At 70.9% G+C, this 15505-nt stretch carries 12 protein-coding genes, 2 tRNA genes and 1 pseudogene; 10 read left to right on the top strand and 5 right to left on the bottom strand.

Annotated elements, in window-relative coordinates; translation table 11 throughout:
* Positions 1-14 precede the first annotated feature (14 nt).
* A complete protein-coding gene (locus CFN78_RS00940) occupies positions 15-932 on the top strand; it encodes an alpha/beta fold hydrolase (RefSeq protein ID WP_205660389.1) in 918 nt (305 codons plus the stop codon).
* Here the strand turns inward: CFN78_RS00940 and CFN78_RS00945 are convergent.
* Together CFN78_RS00945 and CFN78_RS00950 are read right to left on the bottom strand one after the other, a co-directional pair.
* Entirely contained in the window at positions 889-1533 is a 645-nt protein-coding gene (locus tag CFN78_RS00945) for a response regulator (protein ID WP_094861041.1), read from the bottom strand. The two genes, CFN78_RS00940 and CFN78_RS00945, sit on opposite strands and share 44 nt — an antisense overlap.
* Positions 1436-2722, bottom strand: coding sequence for a sensor histidine kinase (locus tag CFN78_RS00950; protein WP_338065503.1), 1287 nt, complete (start codon positions 2720-2722; stop codon positions 1436-1438). Before CFN78_RS00950 ends, CFN78_RS00945 begins: the two co-directional genes overlap by 98 nt.
* A gap of 291 nt (positions 2723-3013) precedes the next feature.
* Here CFN78_RS00950 and CFN78_RS00955 point away from each other — a divergent pair.
* A pseudogene (locus tag CFN78_RS00955) lies at positions 3014-3652 on the top strand (DedA family protein); the annotation flags it as partial.
* A gap of 254 nt (positions 3653-3906) precedes the next feature.
* Here CFN78_RS00955 and lon read toward each other — a convergent pair.
* On the bottom strand, positions 3907-6345 hold the full coding sequence (gene lon, locus CFN78_RS00960) for an endopeptidase La (protein ID WP_094860605.1): 2439 nt from the start codon (positions 6343-6345) through the stop codon (positions 3907-3909).
* A 309-nt stretch (positions 6346-6654) separates the two neighbouring features.
* Here lon and CFN78_RS00965 point away from each other — a divergent pair, with 309 nt between their 5' ends.
* Positions 6655-7740: a 3-deoxy-7-phosphoheptulonate synthase gene (locus CFN78_RS00965; RefSeq protein WP_240519187.1), complete on the top strand. Its 1086-nt coding sequence runs from the start codon at positions 6655-6657 to the stop codon at positions 7738-7740.
* Positions 7741-7839: 99 nt separating this feature from the next.
* Here CFN78_RS00965 and CFN78_RS00970 read toward each other — a convergent pair whose 3' ends face one another.
* Complete coding sequence (locus tag CFN78_RS00970) at positions 7840-8754, bottom strand: GNAT family N-acetyltransferase (protein ID WP_094860607.1); 915 nt, start codon at positions 8752-8754, stop codon at positions 7840-7842.
* Between the two features lie 285 nt (positions 8755-9039).
* On the opposite strand from CFN78_RS00970, the gene CFN78_RS00975 reads away from it, so the two are divergent.
* From CFN78_RS00975 to CFN78_RS01005, 7 genes are all read left to right on the top strand, one after another.
* Complete coding sequence (locus CFN78_RS00975) at positions 9040-11649, top strand: bifunctional diguanylate cyclase/phosphodiesterase (RefSeq protein WP_094860608.1); 2610 nt, start codon at positions 9040-9042, stop codon at positions 11647-11649.
* Between the two features lie 58 nt (positions 11650-11707).
* Positions 11708-11780 (top strand) — tRNA-Thr (locus tag CFN78_RS00980).
* A 51-nt stretch (positions 11781-11831) separates the two neighbouring features.
* Positions 11832-11905, top strand: a tRNA-Met gene (locus CFN78_RS00985).
* Positions 11906-12088: 183 nt separating this feature from the next.
* Positions 12089-12253: a 50S ribosomal protein L33 gene (rpmG, locus tag CFN78_RS00990; RefSeq protein ID WP_094860609.1), complete on the top strand. Its 165-nt coding sequence runs from the start codon at positions 12089-12091 to the stop codon at positions 12251-12253.
* A 258-nt stretch (positions 12254-12511) separates the two neighbouring features.
* Positions 12512-13630 carry a S1 family peptidase gene (locus CFN78_RS00995; protein ID WP_094860610.1) on the top strand — a complete coding sequence of 373 codons (1119 nt, stop codon included), beginning with the start codon at positions 12512-12514 and terminating at the stop codon, positions 13628-13630.
* A gap of 84 nt (positions 13631-13714) precedes the next feature.
* The gene (locus tag CFN78_RS01000; protein ID WP_094860611.1) at positions 13715-14164 is read left to right on the top strand and encodes an FAS1-like dehydratase domain-containing protein; all 450 of its coding nucleotides are present in this window, start codon (positions 13715-13717) and stop codon (positions 14162-14164) included.
* The gene (locus tag CFN78_RS01005) at positions 14161-14568 is read left to right on the top strand and encodes a MaoC family dehydratase (protein WP_094860612.1); all 408 of its coding nucleotides are present in this window, start codon (positions 14161-14163) and stop codon (positions 14566-14568) included. Before CFN78_RS01000 ends, CFN78_RS01005 begins: the two co-directional genes overlap by 4 nt.
* Positions 14569-14574: 6 nt before the next feature.
* On the opposite strand, the gene CFN78_RS01010 is transcribed toward CFN78_RS01005, so the two are convergent.
* On the bottom strand, positions 14575-15480 hold the full coding sequence (locus tag CFN78_RS01010; protein ID WP_094860613.1) for an SGNH/GDSL hydrolase family protein: 906 nt from the start codon (positions 15478-15480) through the stop codon (positions 14575-14577).
* Positions 15481-15505 lie beyond the last annotated feature (25 nt).

A 15505-nucleotide genomic window follows, 5' to 3' on the forward strand; every position in this document is an offset into this window, starting at 1 on the left:
CGGCAAGGTGGTCGGTGAGACAGGGAAGAGGTGCGGGAGTGATCGAACTCGCCGACGGACGCATGCTGGCGTGGACGGAATGGGGCCCGGCGGACGGACATCCGGTGCTGTTCTGTACCGGCGCTGGCATGAGCGGTTCGCTCGGTTTCGGGCTGGACGTACTGGCACGGCTGGGAATCCGGTTGCTTGCCGTGGACCGGCCCGGCCTCGGGCGGTCCACGTCCAACCCCGCGGGAACGCTGCGGACCTGGGCCGCCGACATCGGTCAACTGGCCGGACGGCTGAACCTGCGAGAGGTCACCGCGGTCGGCTTCTCGCAGGGCGCACCGTTCGCGCTGGCCCTCGCCGGGGCCGGTCCGGCACGGGCCGTGGCCGTCGTCGCCGGGACCGACGAACTCACCGCCGTACGGCACCTGGTGACCGACGAGGTGGCCGCCATGCTCGACGCGATCGCCGCTGACCCGTCCGCCGCGGAACGCCGGTTCGCCGCCACGACGACCGCGGAATCCTTGTGGCAAATGGTGATCCGGTTCAGCGGCATCCCTGACCGGGATTTCCACGGTGAGTCCGGGTTCGCCGCCGCCTACCGGGCCTGCCTCACCGAGGGGTTCCGCGGCGGGGCCGGCGGGTACGCACGTGACCTCGTCACGGCGAGCACGCCGTGGACGGTGTGTCCCGAGGACGTCACCGCACCGGTGGACCTCTGGTACGGCTTGCTCGACACCAGCCCGGTCCACTCGCCCGACTTCGGCGCCACCCTCGCGTTGCGGCTACCGGACGCCCGGCTGCACACCATCGAGGACGAGGGCAGCTCGATCCTGTGGAACCGCGCCCCGGAGATCCTGGAGACGCTGCTCCGCCGGGCTTCGCTCCTCCCACCGGAGGGCGTCACGTTCCCAGGAAGCGCAGCACCGCCAACACCCGGCGACTGAATCCGTTGGTGTGCGCCAGATCGAGCTTGTCGAAGATCGCGTTCACGTGCTTTTCAACCGCGCTCTGTGAAACGTGCAGCGTCGCGGCGATCCCGGCATTGGTGTGCCCCTGCGCCATCAGTTCCAGCACCCCGTGCTCCCGCGGAGTCAGCCGCCCCAGCGGATCCGCGCGGGTGGTTCGCGCGAGGAGTCTGCGCACCACCTCCGGGTCGAAGGCCGCGCCGCCGGACGCGACCCGCTCCAGCGCTTCCAGGAACTCTCCGACCTGGGTGACGCGGTCCTTCAGCAGATAGCCCACCTTGCCCGTCTCGGTGCCGATCAGTTCCGCCGCGTACCGCGTCTCGACATACTGCGAGAGCACCAGCACGGCCACCTCGGGGAAACCGGCCCGGATCCGCAACGCCGCTCGCAGGCCCTCGTCGGAATGGGTGGGCGGCATCCGGACGTCGGTCACCACGACGTCCGGCCGGTAGGCGGCTGTCGCCGCCTGCAGTGCGTCGGCATCACCGACCGCGGCCACCACCTCGTGCTCCTCCTCGGTCAGCAGCCGGATCAGCCCCTCCCGCAGCAGCGTCGAGTCCTCGGCGAGGATCACCCGCAGACCGCCCGTCATCCGTACCGCCCTTTCCGAAGCGCCGCTCTGCCGTGCGCTGGGTCGTTGGTGTGCCGGGCTGCTCCGGCGCGGGCGGTTCTGCGTGGGTGTCGTTCCGCCCACGGTCCGAGCGACACGGCAGCTCCGCCATGACCAGAGTCGGCCCGCCGGAGGGACTGTGCACCCTGAACTGCCCGTCCACGGCCGCCACTCGCCGGGCGAGCCCGGACAGCCCACCACCGAAAACGTCCGCGCCACCGCAGCCGTCGTCGCGCACCCTGACCCGGAGCCGTTCGGCACCCTGCGCCACGTTCACCTCGATCAGGCTCGACCCGGCGTGCTTGATCGCGTTGTTCACCGCCTCCGAGGCGACAAAGTAGGCGGCCGTCTCGATCGCCGGATCCGGTCGCCCCGTCAGTACGCAGTCCACCCGGATCGGTACCTGTGAACGCTCTGCCAGCGAGTCCAGCGCCGCGCCGAGCCCGCCGTCGTCCAGCGCGATCGGGTACATCCGCCAGGTGACCTCTCGCAGGTCGCGCAGCACGTTCTGGGACTCTTCGTGCGCCTGCCGGAGCAGCTCCGCCGAGCGTGTGGCGTCATCGGTGCGGCGGGCACGGCCCAGCAGCATCCCCAGCGCCACGAGCCGTTGCTGCACGCCGTCGTGCAGGTCGCGCTCGATCCGCCGCCGCTCACCGTCGACTGCCTCCACGACCTGCGCCCGCGTGGTCGCCAGTTGCGAGACCCTGCGCAGCAGCAACTCCGCCCGGCTCGGGCCGAGGAAGCGCCCCGCCAGCACGCGATCCAGCGAGGCGACACCGACCAGGCCCTGCACCGCGAGGAACGCCAGCAGTGCGCCGCCGAGCAGGTAGACGAACGGGTCGTACCAGGTCAGCGGTGAGCCGCCGCCGGGAGCGGTCCCGTGCAGCATCTGCCAGGTCACCACCGCACCAGAGGCCAGGCCGATCACGATGAGCAGGAAGATCCCTGCACCCAGGCCGCCCACCACACAGCGCAGCGCCAGGTAGGTCAGCGCCCGGTCGCCCGCCGGCTTGCTCTGCTCGCCGAGATAACGGGCCAGCCTGCGGCGTTCGAGTTCGGCCAGTCGGCGGGCGCCGCGGTACACCTGGCGCCTGCTCGCCGGGATCGGCGACAGCAGACATGCGAGCAGCACGTACGCGAACTCCGGGAACGCGGTCACCGCCCCCAGTGCCAGACCCACCGTGACCGAAACGGGCCCGCGAGGGCCGACTGCGCCATCAGTGCGGTCAGCACTGTCGGCGCCGGCGGCACTGTCGGCAGGTTTCGGCCCGGTGGCGACGGAGAACACAGTAAGGAGATTAGCGGCGCTCTCACCGGCGGTCCCTGCGGTTTTCCGCAGCATCACCCTGCGGATAACAACAGACAATATGGACAATTACCTCAGGGTGCGGAACTCAGCGGCTCCATAGCCTCGTTGTAGATGCGACGCCGACGACCACGAGAGGGCTCCATGAGCACAGAGCTGACCGCGCAGGCCGATCAGTCGATGGGCGGCCTGGCCGGCTGGGCCGTCGACCTGATGGACTCCATGGGCGGTGTCGGAGCTGCCCTGATCGTCGGGCTGGACAACCTGTTTCCGCCGATCCCCAGCGAGCTGGTTCTGCCGCTGGCCGGGTTCACCGCCAGCAGGGGCACCTTCAGCCTGGCCGGCGCGCTCTTCTGGACCACTCTCGGTTCGGTCGTCGGCGCGATCATCGTCTACTACCTCGGCATGGCGCTCGGCCGTGATCGCACCCGCGCCCTGATCGCCAAGATCCCGCTGGTCAAGACCGAGGACTTCGACAAGACCGAGGCGTGGTTCGCCAAACACGGCACCAAGGCCGTCTTCTTCGGCCGGATGGTGCCCATCTTCCGCAGCGTCATCTCGCTGCCCGCCGGGATCGAGCGGATGCCGCTGTGGAAGTTCCTCTCCCTCACCACCCTCGGCAGCCTGCTCTGGAACACCGTGTTCGTTCTGGCCGGCTACCTGCTGGGGGAGAACTGGCACGTTGTCGAGGGGTACGCCGGTGTCTTCCAGAAGGTCGTCATCGGTCTCGTCGTGCTCGCGGTCGGTTACTTCGTCTACACCCGGGTCCGCAACCGCCGCAAAGGCAATGGCGGGAGCGATGGCGGGGGCGGCGACGGTGACGACGGTGGCGACCACACACAGGACACCGTCGTCTTCAGCGCCATCGGCCAGACCGGCAGGACCCCCGACAGCAGGGCTCCCCAAGGCAGGACCGCTACCGGTGGCAGGGCCGGTGTCGAAGCCGACACCGCGATACTGCCTGCCGTTCCCGGCAGGCGGCCACCGCGCCACCGCTGACCGTGGTGGCCCCGGCCGGGGCCACCACGGGACGGCCCTCAGGCCGCCTGCGCCACCGGTGCCGAGGCAGGTGCCAGCGCGACGTCCAGTGCTTCCCGGACACTCGCCACCGCGTGCACGTCGAGCTGGGCGAGCACTTCGGCGGGCACGTCGTCCAGGTCCGGCTCGTTGCGCTTCGGGATGATCACCGTCGACATCCCGGCGCGGTGGGCGGCGAGCAGCTTCTGCTTCACCCCGCCGATCGGCAGCACCCGTCCGGTCAGCGACACCTCACCGGTCATCGCCACATCCCCGCGAACCGCCCGGCCCGACAGCAGCGAGGCCAGCGCCGTGGTCATGGTGACCCCGGCGGACGGGCCGTCCTTCGGCACCGCGCCGGCCGGCACGTGGACGTGCACGCCGCGGTCCTTCAAGTCGCCGACCGGCAACTCCAGCTCCGCCCCGCGCGAACGGAGGTACGACAACGCGATCTGCGCCGACTCCTTCATCACGTCACCGAGTTGCCCGGTCAGGGTCAGGCCCGTGCCCCCGGACTCCGCGTCCGCCAGTGAGGCCTCCACGAACAGCACGTCGCCACCCGCACCGGTCACCGCCAGACCCGTCGCCACGCCCGGGATCGCCGTTCGCTGCGTCGACTCCGGCAGCGAGGACTCCGGCAGGTGCCGAGGGTGGCCCAGGTAGCGGTCGAGGTCGGCGGCCTCCACCGTCACCGGCAGTGCCGTCTCCTCCAAAGCGACCTTCGTGGCGATCTTGCGCAGCACCTTCGCGATCGTCCGGTTCGCGTCGCGCACGCCCGCCTCACGGGTGTACTCGGCGGCGATCCGGCTCAGCGCCGCATCGGTCAGCGTCACATCCGCCTGCTCCAGCCCGGCCCGTTCCAGCTCCCGGGGAAGCAGGTGGTCGCGGCCGATGGTCACCTTCTCGTGCTCGGTGTACCCGTCGAGCGTCACCAGTTCCATCCGGTCCAGCAACGGCCCCGGGATCGTCTCCAGCGCGTTCGCCGTGGCCAGGAACACCACATCCGACAGGTCCAGCTCCACCTCGAGGTAGTGGTCGCGGAACGTGTGGTTCTGCTCCGGGTCGAGGACTTCCAGCAACGCGGCCGTCGGGTCACCCCGGTAGTCCGCGCCCACCTTGTCCACCTCGTCCAGCAGCACCACGGGATTCATCGACCCCGCCTCCTTGATCGCCCGGACCACCCGGCCCGGCATCGCACCGACGTAGGTACGCCGGTGCCCGCGGATCTCCGCCTCGTCCCGGATACCGCCCAGCGCGACCCGGACGAACTCCCGGCCCATCGCCGTGGCAACGGACTCGCCGAGCGAGGTCTTGCCGACGCCCGGCGGGCCGACCAGCGCCAGCACCGCCCCATGCCGCCGCGACCCCGGCCGGGCGGCCTCCTCGCCCGCGTCCGCCTCGGCGCGCGCGTCCCGCTCGGCCCGGCGCTCACGCACCGCCAGGTACTCGATGATGCGTTCCTTCACGTCGTCCAGTCCGGCGTGGTCGGCGTCCAGCACGGTGCGCGCCCCGGCGATGTCGTGCACGTCGGTGGTGCGCTCCTGCCACGGCATCTCCAGCACCGTGTCCAGCCAGGTACGTATCCAGCCGCCCTCCGGCGACTGCTCCGAGGTCCGCTCCAGTTTGTCCACTTCGGACAGTGCGGCCGTGCGCACCCGCTCCGGCAGATCAGCGGCCTCGACGCGGGCGCGGTAGTCGTCGTCCTCGCCGCCGGAGCCGTCCAGCTCGCCGAGTTCCTTACGGATCGCGTCGAGCTGGCGGCGCAGCAGGAACTCCTTCTGCTGCTTCTCCATACCGTCCGCGACGTCCTTCCGGATCGTGTCGCTGACCTCCAGCTCCGCCAGATACTCCCGAGTCGATTCCAGTGCCTTCTCCAGCCGGGCCCCGACATCCAGCGTCCGCAGCAGGTCCAGCTTGCGCTCCACGCCCAGATACGGGGCGTTGCCTGCCAGGTCCGCGATGGCCGAGGGATCGTCGAGCTGCTGTACGGCGTCCACGAGCTGCCCGGCCCCGCGTTCCCGCAACACCGAGATCACCACCGACCGGTACTCGGCGGCCAGCGTCCGGACACGCTCGTCGACCTCGCCCTCCACCAGATCCGTCGACCGGACCCAGCGCGCCTCGCCGGTGCCCTCGCCGGGCTCGCCGACCGAGGCGCGACGCAGACCGCGCAGGGCGACGGCCGAGGAACCGTCCGGCATCCGGCCGATCCGCTCGACGGCGGCGACCGTGCCGACTTCGGCGTTCTCGCCGTCGACCCGCGGCACGATCAGCACCTCGGCGCGGCCTGCCGCGGCCGAACGGATGCCCGGCATTGACGGCGCCGCCGCGGCCTTCGTCTGGGCGGCCTCCACCGCGGCGCGCGTCTCGGCGTCGGAAAGATCAAGCGGCACGACCATGCCGGGGAAGACGACATCGTCGTCGATGGGAAGGATGGGTAGGAGGCGGCTCTCGCTCATGTTTGCGCTCCTTCGAGTGTTGAGTGCACTTGGCTCAACTTCGCCGGAGCCGCGTTTGTTTCCGCAGGTTGTTCGCTTCTGGCGAGCGTGATTCCGCTCGCGGCCGGGAATACGCCCGCCGGATGGTGGTGAGTCGCCCACAACATTCACCCCTACGCCGAGCCGGATATGCCTAGGCTCGGCCCTGACGGGTCGCCACCCGTCACTCGCCACCCACCACTCACCGGCCCGGCCGGTAGAGGCGAGCCGGCCCCGGCCGGCCTCGCAGTGGGTCGGCAGCGCGGTGCGGCTCGCGGAAAGGAACGCCCGGTGCCCGCCGAAGCGACCACCCTCGCACCGACCGCTCCCAGCCGCCTGCTGCGCAGCACCCGCCTGCCCTCGCCGGCCGGACTGCGGGCCGCGATCCCGGCCGACCCGGACGTCCGGGCCTTCGTCGACGCCTCCCGTTCCGCCACGGCCGCGATCCTGCACGGCACCGACGATCGGCTGCTCGTGATCATCGGGCCGTGCTCCGTGCACGACCCGGCAGCCGCGCTCGAATACGCGGACCGGCTGCTGCCCACCACCCGCGAACTCGCCGACCGCCTGCACGTCGTCCTGCGCTGCTACGTCGAGAAGCCGCGCACCGCACTCGGCTGGCAGGGGCTGGTCAACGACCCCGGGCTGGACGGCGGCCAGGACATCGACCGCGGGCTCACCGTCTCCCGGCGACTGCTGCGCGACCTCGCCCGCCGCGGCATGCCCACCGCCACCGAGTTCGTCGACCCACTGCTCACCGGCTACCTCGCCGACCTCGTCACCTGGGCGGCGATCGGCGCCCGAACCGCGCAGAGCCCCGCTCACCGGCAACTCTGCAGCGCTCTGGACCTGCCCGTCGGGATCAAGAACACCACCGCCGGGAACATCGGCCCGGCCGTCGACGCCGTCCGGGTCGCCGCGGATCCGCAGACGTTCAGCGGGCTCGACGCCGACGGTGCCGTGTCGGTGCTCAGCTCCGCGGGAAACCCGGACTGCCACGTCATCCTGCGCGGCGGCGACGACGGCCCGAACTACTCCACCGCCGACGTCGCCGCCACCACCGGACTGCTGCGCACCTCCGGGTTGCGCCCGCGCCTCGTCGTCGACGCCAGCCACGGCAACAGCGGCAAGGACCACCTGCGGGCCGAGCAGGTGGTGGCCGAACTCGCCGTCCGCGTCGGCGATGGTGAGCCCGGCATCGCCGGGGTCATGGTGGAGAGCTTCCTGCGCTCCGGACGGCAGGATCTGGTCACCGGCCGACCGGACCTGCTCGACCACGGCCGCAGCATCACCGACTCGTGCAGCGATCTCGACGCCGCCCGCACGATGCTGCGTCAGCTCGCCGACGGCGTCGAACGCGCCCGCCGCCACCGGTAAGGGGTGCCCGGCCGCGGCGCAGGCCATCCGCCGCGCCGGAACCCTTGCCGGGCAAGAAGGTCAGGCCATTCCGCAGGCTGCACCAGCACCGCGAGCGCCTCACCGCACCGCCGGGCGGCGGTACCAGTACGTCCACAGCGGCCGGTACCCCTGCGCCGCCCAGAACGGCGTCGAGCGCGGGTTGGCCAGCGCGTGATGCAACAGCGCCACGTCCACCCCCGCCTCGTCGAACACCTGGTGCGCGTGGGCGGCCAGCGCGGTACCCACACCGCTGCCGCGGGCCGCCTCGGCGACGTTCAGCGAGGTCAGGTAACCCACCCGGTCCGCCCGCACGTACGGCGCCGTCCAGTCCGTCGACGGCGGCAGCTCCACCTGCACCATGCCCAGCGCGCGGCCGTACAACTCGGCGATCCACAACGCGGGCTCGTCCGCGGCGAGCAACTCGCTCATCCGCCGCTCCACCGTCTCCGCCGCACCCGAGCGCGGCGTCACCACACCGAACTGCGCGTCGTAACGCTGCAGCTCCAGATGCAGGTCGACGGCGGTGCCCAGGTCGGCCCGCTCGGCCGGCCGCAGGCACACCCCCGGCGTCGGTTCCGGGCCGCTGCCCAGCCGGTCCGCGGGCCGTACCGCCACGTTCACGCCCGGCGCGAAACCGTGCCGCAACAGCGCGGCCGAGCCCGCGGTGTCCCGGCTCGGCCGCAGCACCACGGCGGTGCTCTGCCAGTCGCCAGGGGTCGCGGCCGAGGTGAGATGTTCCTCCCACCGAATCAGCAGTCCCGCAAGCGGAACGCCGAGATCCGGACCCGCCAGCCGTACGTCCAGCCTGTGCTCGGTCAGCACCCGCCCTTCGGCGTCGGGGTCGTCGTCGGTGCTGCCGGTCGTCGTGGCGAGCCCGATCCCACTCTCGGTGTGGAAGGTGATCCCGCTGCTCAGCGGCGCGGCCTCGGGCAGCAGCCGGTCGGCGGCGGCGAGGCGGGCCGCGTGTTCCCCGGCGATAACGACGTCGTCCATTCGCCCAATTCAAGCCCACCGGCGTGACGAGACACACATCAGGGGCAGGTTTCCCGTGCGGCGCCGGCTTCCCGGTCAGCCGATGGTCCGTGCAGGTCACCATGGTTGACACCGTTGCTGACGCTGCGGTGTCCTTCTTCCGCTCGAAACGAGGCTCCGGTCCCCCCACCGGGGTACAGTGATGCACTCGTTCGTACCCGGCCGCTGCTCAGCGCGACACACTGCGCGGCGGGCCGGTCGCCGTGCGAACGGCGGAGCGGCTGCGACCGGACGGAAGGACCCTGCATGCCGGACTCACGTGACGGCGCGATCCGTCCCGAACCGGGTGCAGGCGTATCCACCTCGACCGACGGGGGCGACGAACGACGCTTCCGCCTCTTCGCGTCCCTGGTCGTCGCCGTCGGCATCCTCTCGGTCGTCGCGGTGTCGGCCTGGCAGCCGTTCGTGCCCTCGGCGGACCTCTGGTGGATCGGCCCGGCGCTGGCCGTGTCCTTCCTCGTCGCCGAGCAGCTCGGCATCAACGTCGACGTCCGCAGCAACGTCTCGTACACGATCTCCTTCACCGAGATCCCGCTCGTCATCGGCTTCTTCGTGGCGCCCTTCGAGGTGGTACTCGCCGCGCACGTCTTCGCCGGCGTCGCCACCCTCGTACTGCGCCGCGTCACCGGCCGGGTGTTCTACAACCTCGGCGCGTTCCTGCTGGAGATCGCCAGCGCCTTCGCCGTCGCCGGCCTGGTGCAGACCCTCCTCGGCGACCCCGGCATGCCCTGGCTCGCCGCGCTCGCGGGCACGCTGACCGCCCCGCTGGTCAGCACCCTGCTCGCGCTGGCGACCATCCGGGTGCTGCGCCGCCGGATGCGCATCGGCACCGCGCTGCGGCTCACCGGGCGCATCCTGGTCGTCGGCTTCGTCAACGCCTCCGCCGCCCTGTCCGGCTACCTGATCATCTCCGCGACGCCGGAGGCCTGGCCACTCGTGCTGGCCGTGCTGATCGGCGTCACGGTGCTCTACTGGGCCTACTCCGACCTGCTGCGCGAACAGCGCGACACCGAGGCGATGTCCGACGTCAGCCTGATGGTCGCCCGGCTGGGCCAGCAGGCCGCCGCCCGCCCGGCGTCACGGTCCGACGAGCTGATGCGCGGCGTCGACGTCAGCGAGTGGGTGACGATCGCCGAGCGCATCAAGGACCAGCTCTCCGCACGCAGACTGGTGCTCCGCCTGCGCCTCGAACCGACCGACCAGATGCGCTCCGTCGTCACCGGCGACGAGCAGCCCGCCGGGGAACCACCGCCGGACGACCCGCTGCTGCGCCTCACCGGACCCGGCGTCCGCCACTTCCGCACCACCGAGGTGCACGGCGCCATGCGCACCGCGCTCGCCGACCGGGACGCCAAGGAGGTGCTGGTCGTACCCCTGCGCAGCGCCAACCAGCTCCTCGGCGTCGTCGAGGCGCACGACCGGCTGTCCCGCTGGCGGGGCTTCGGCAAGTCCGACATCCAGCTCCTGTCGATGATGGCCAGCCACCTCGCCACCGCCCTGGACAACCGCAGGCTGCTGGCCGTGCTGAGGCACGACGCCTACCACGATCCGCTCACCGGCCTGCTGAACCGGCCCGGCTTCCGGCAGATCGCCCGCGACCCGCTGCGCGAGCACCCGAACTCCGTGGTGCTGCGTATCGACCTGGACGTGTTCTCGGCGGTCAGCGACGCCCTCGGCTACGCGTGGGCCGACCGGATGGTCATCGCCGCGGGCAGGCGCATCCGGGAGACCCTCGGACCGGACGTCGCGCTGGCCCGGCTGGAGGGCGCCTCGTTCGCCGCCCTGCTCGTCGACTACGGCACGGCGCCCGCCCACGAGATCGCCGAACGGCTGCGCGTCGAGCTGTCCGTGCCGTATCCGGTGGACCGTTTGACCGTCGAGGCGAACGCCGTCATCGGTTACGCCTCGCCCGCCGCCGAGGAGGCGGGGGAGAGCGTCGACGTGGACGGCATGCTGCAACGCGCCGACGTGGCCGTGCGCGCCACCCGCGGCGGCGAGGAGGTCCGCGGCTACGTGCCGAGCATGGGCCAGATCTTCATGCGCCGCTTCCAGCTCGTCACCCAGTTCCGGCAGGCACTGGAGGACGGCCAGGTCAGCGTCCACTACCAGCCGAAGGTCTCGCTGCCGAACCGGCACGTGCTCGGTGTCGAGGCGCTGGTGCGCTGGCGGCATCCGGAATTCGGCAGGCTCGATCCGGACGAGTTCGTGCCCGCCGTCGAGGCGGCCGGGTTGATCGGGGCGCTGACGTTCTTCGTGCTGGAGGAGTCGCTGCGCAAGGTGCGTTCCTGGCTCGACGAGGGCCTGCGGATGTCGGTCGCGGTCAACCTCTCGGTACGCAACCTCGCCGACGCCGAGTTCCCGGCCAAGGTGGTCGAGGCGCTGGAACGCATCGACGTCCCGCCGGAGCTGCTGACCTTCGAGCTGACCGAGTCCGGCGTGATGTCCGACCCGGCCCGCGCCCTGCCGATCCTGCGCGAGCTGCACGCGCTCGGCATCGTGCTGGCCGTCGACGACTTCGGCACCGGTTACTCCTCGCTGGCCTACCTGCGTCAGCTCCCGGTGGACCAGGTGAAGATCGACAAGAGCTTCGTGCTCGGCATGGGCACCGACCTCGGTGACCTGGCCGTGGTGCGCTCCATCGTCGAGCTCGGCCACTCGCTGGGACTCACCGTGGTGGCCGAGGGCGTCGAGGAGGACGTCGCCAGGGACCAGCTCGAGGCGATGGGCTGCGACGTCGCCCAGGGGTACCTGATCTCGCGTCCGCTGTCCGAGGACCGGCTCGAGGCGTGGCTGCTCGCCCGCACCGTCCGCACCCCCGGACGACATGCGGAAACAGTGTTGACGCTGCTGACCTGACCCCCGATGCGGCGCCCTACGGCTCGCCATGTAATCTCTTCGAGGCTCCACAGAGCAGGCCCCTTTAGCTCAGTCGGCAGAGCGTCTCCATGGTAAGGAGAAGGTCTACGGTTCGATTCCGTAAAGGGGCTCGGTGATCTTTGTCGTGATGCGCTTGCCGCAATCCGGCGCTGATCGTTCGGGGCGGGGTAGCTCAGGTGGTTAGAGCACACGGCTCATAATCGTGGTGTCGCGGGTTCAAGTCCCGCTCCCGCTACGCGGAATGGGTGGACGGTGCTTGCGGAGAGCGCAAGCCTGGTCCGCTCCGCATTGCCCCTGGGGGTGCAACCCTCAGACCCCGCCCGGGAGGGCTTCGCCCTCCCGACCCCCGATGGTGGGTGGCCTTCTTCCTGAGGGTTACCCTTAGGGGAACTGACTTGTTGTAGAGAAAGGCTATGCCGTGGCTTCCACCGACGTGCGACCGAAGATCACGATGGCGTGCGAGGAGTGCAAGCACCGCAACTACATCACCAGGAAGAACCGCCGTAACCACCCGGATCGCCTGGAGATGAAGAAGTTCTGCCCCAACTGCGGCACTCACCGGGCGCACAAAGAGACTCGCTGACCGAGTCCCTCGACTTCACAGACAGGCCGTCCCCGTTGCTCGGGGGCGGCCTGCTGTCGTCTGTGGGCCCGGCGGTAGCGCACTGTGCCGAAAGTCGGAAAAAACCGCTCCAACGGCCCTTTCGCCGGATGGTGACTTACCTCACTCTAATAAGGCCGAACCCACGAGTGGCGGTCGCCCGATAGAGGGAAGCAGCCACTCGCGGTATCGGAACGGCGTTACTCCGCGCCGGACCCCCTGCGAAAGTGAGTTGTCTCCATGACCAAGAAGAATGCCGTGCCGCACGGCATCGTCCGATCATCCCGGTTCGCCGTGGCCCTGGTGGCCGCCGCGGGCACCATCGGCTTCATCGCGCCGACGGCGTCCGCGACCGCGCTCGAGGGCTACTCGGCCCCGGTGCAGCAGGCCTCCATCGACGCCACCCGGGCCGCGGGCGGACTCAGCGAGTCGGCGGCGGTCGAAGCGCTGCGGGTGCAGCAGAGCAGCATCGGCACCCTCGGTTCGGTCACCGCCGGACTCGGTGACCGGGCCGCGGGCAGCTACCTCGACGAGCGTGGCCTGCCCGTGGTGAACGTGCTGGACCAGGCGACGGCGGACGAGGTGACGCGGTCGGGGGCGACCGCGAAGCTCGTCAGCCGTTCCGTCGCCCAGCTCGACGCCGCACGCGGTGCCGTGGAGGCCCTGCCGTCGGTCGCGCACACCTCGATCGGCACCGACGTCCGCACCAACCAGGTCGTCGTCACCATCGCCGAGGAAGCCGACGACGCGGAGGCCGCGGCCCTGACCGCCGAGGCCGCCCGCCACGGCGACGCGGTGCGCGTGGCCACCGTCGCCGGTGGCATGCACAAGTCGATCCTCAACGGCGAGGCCATCACCGGCGGCGGCAGCCGCTGCTCGGCGGGCTTCAACGTCAACAGCGGTGGTGCGCTGCACGTCCTCGACGCCGGGCACTGCACCGGCGCCGTGGCGAGCTGGAACATCGGACCGTCGGTCGGGGCCAGCTTCCCGGACAACGACTACGGCCTGATCCGCAACGACACCGGCGACGGCCCCGGCGCCGTCACGCTCTGGGACGGCACCTCGCAGGCGATCACCTCGGCCGCGGACGCGACCGTCGGCCAGCAGGTCTGCAAGAGCGGCAGCACGACGAACCTGACCTGCGGCTCCGTGCAGGCCACGAACGTCACCGTCAACTACGCCGAGGGCCCCGTCTACCAGGCGGTCCAGACCAGTGCGGGCGTCGGCCCCGGTGACTCCGGTGGCTGCCTGTTCTCCGGCTCCGTCGGCCTCGGCATCACCTCGGGCATGGGCGGCGGAAGCTCCTACTTCCAGCCGGTCGTGGAGGCGCTGAACGCCTACGGGATGTCGCTCAACTGATCCTGGCAACGACCGACGGGCGCGTAACGGGGCCGCCACCCCGTTACGCGCCCGCTGCCGTGAGTGGCCCGGTAACCTGTTCGGGTGCCCTTGGATCCCGCATACGTAGGCCGGAGCTATCCGCCCTCGCCCGTGTTCGACGTCAGCCGCGGCAAGATCGCCGAGTTCGCCGACGCGATCGGTGACGGCAACGCGATCTACCGGGACGTGGACGCGGCACGCGCCGCCGGCCACCCGGACGTCATCGCACCGCCGACCTTCCTCACCATCATCAGCCTGGCCGCGGTGAACACCATCGTCGAGGACCCGGCGCTGGGCCTGGACTACTCCCGGATGGTGCACGGCGACCAGCGGTTCGAGCACACCCGCCCGGTGCACGCCGGTGACCGGCTGACGCTCACCGCCCAGATCGAGGACGCGTTCACCAGGGCCGGTAACGACTTCCTGACCGTCCGCGCGGACATCGCCGACGCGGACGGTGCCCCCGTCGCGGTGGCCCGCGCCCAGCTCGTCGTCCGAGGAGAGTCCGAATGAGCCCCGCCGTCGGCGACGAGCTGCCCCCGCTGCGCATCCAGGTCACCCGCGACCAGCTCGTCCGGTACGCCGGGGCCTCGCTGGACTTCAACCCCATTCACTGGAACGAGCGGTTCGCCGCCCAGGTCGGCCTGCCGGACGTGATCGCCCACGGCATGCTCACCATGGCGCTCGCCGGCCGCGTGGTCACCGACTGGCTCGGCGACCCCGGCAGGCTCGTCGAGTACTTCGCCCGCTTCACCCGCCCCGTCGTCGTGCCGAACGACGCCGAGGGCGCGACGGTCGACTTCTCCGCCAAGATCGGTGAGCTGCGCGACGGGGGCCTCGCCCGGATCGACATCACCGCGAAGTTCGACGGCAAGACGGTGCTGGGCAAGGCGCAGGCCGTCGTCCGGCTGCCGTAGCGCGGTTCAGCCGACGACGCGCAGCACAGCGTCGGCCATCGCCTCGGACCCCTTCGCGTTGGGGTGCAGGCCGATGGCCTTCGACGTCGGGATGACGCCCTCGATCCAGCGGTCGCCGGAGTCGGTGCACAGGTCGTGGCCCTCGGTGGGCCGGGCCGTGTCCACGTAGCCCGCCTGCGCGGACGCGGCCACTTCGGCGAGCTTGCCGTTGAGCTGTTCGAGGATCCCGCGGAAGTAGTTCACGTCCCCCGAACCGATCGGCAGCGTCGGCCAGCAGCCGTCGCCGTCCGGCAGGATCGTCGGATAGCCGACGACCACCACACGGGCGTTCGGCGCCTTCGCCTTGACGTCGCCGATGGTGCCGTCCAGCCGATCGCCCGCCGTGTTGATCCGGTCCACCAGCTCGTCACCACCGCCCGCGGTGAAGCGGTCGCGGCACTTCGCCCCGTCCGGCCGCACCGAACCGCACTCCCCGGCCAGGCCGATCAGCCCGACGTCGTTGCCACCGATGCCGATGGTCACCAGCGTCGTCGCCTCGTTGACGGCATCGAGCTGTGGCGGGTTGGTGCCCTCGTCGGTCTCCTGCGCGGACTCCAGGTCCGCCGTGGTGGCCCCGCTGCAGCTCACGTCCACGAATTCGGCGGGCGAGATGTCGGCGGCGACCAGGCTCGGGTAGTTGTTGTCGGAACGGTCGCAGCCCTCCGGCTGCCCGGCCCTGTTCCCGGTCCTCGGCGAGGAGGTGTACGAGTCGCCGAGCGCGACATAGCGCCCGGTGCCGTCACCGGTCACCGGCCCGGACGAGCCGGGGGGTTCGGCGGAGGAACCCTTCTGCGAGTCGTAGTAGGCGTAACCCAGGATGCCGAGGACGAGGACGACGATGAGAAACCCGCCGCCTCCGCTCTTTTTCGCCACCAGGCATTTCTACGCGATATACGCC

The sequence above is a fragment of the Amycolatopsis antarctica genome, from assembly GCF_002262875.1.
GTDB classification, from domain to species: domain Bacteria; phylum Actinomycetota; class Actinomycetes; order Mycobacteriales; family Pseudonocardiaceae; genus Amycolatopsis; species Amycolatopsis antarctica.

Bases quoted from the DNA above. Each gene is read 5' to 3' on its own strand.
- lon (WP_094860605.1), bottom strand. From the start codon at position 6,345: ATGAGCGAGAGCCGCCTCCTACCCATCCTTCCCATCGACGACGATGTC.
- CFN78_RS00970 (WP_094860607.1), bottom strand. From the start codon at position 8,754: ATGGACGACGTCGTTATCGCCGGGGAACACGCGGCCCGCCTCGCCGCC.
- CFN78_RS00975 (WP_094860608.1), top strand. From the start codon at position 9,040: ATGCCGGACTCACGTGACGGCGCGATCCGTCCCGAACCGGGTGCAGGC.
- CFN78_RS01005 (WP_094860612.1), top strand. From the start codon at position 14,161: ATGAGCCCCGCCGTCGGCGACGAGCTGCCCCCGCTGCGCATCCAGGTC.
- CFN78_RS00995 (WP_094860610.1), top strand. From the start codon at position 12,512: ATGACCAAGAAGAATGCCGTGCCGCACGGCATCGTCCGATCATCCCGG.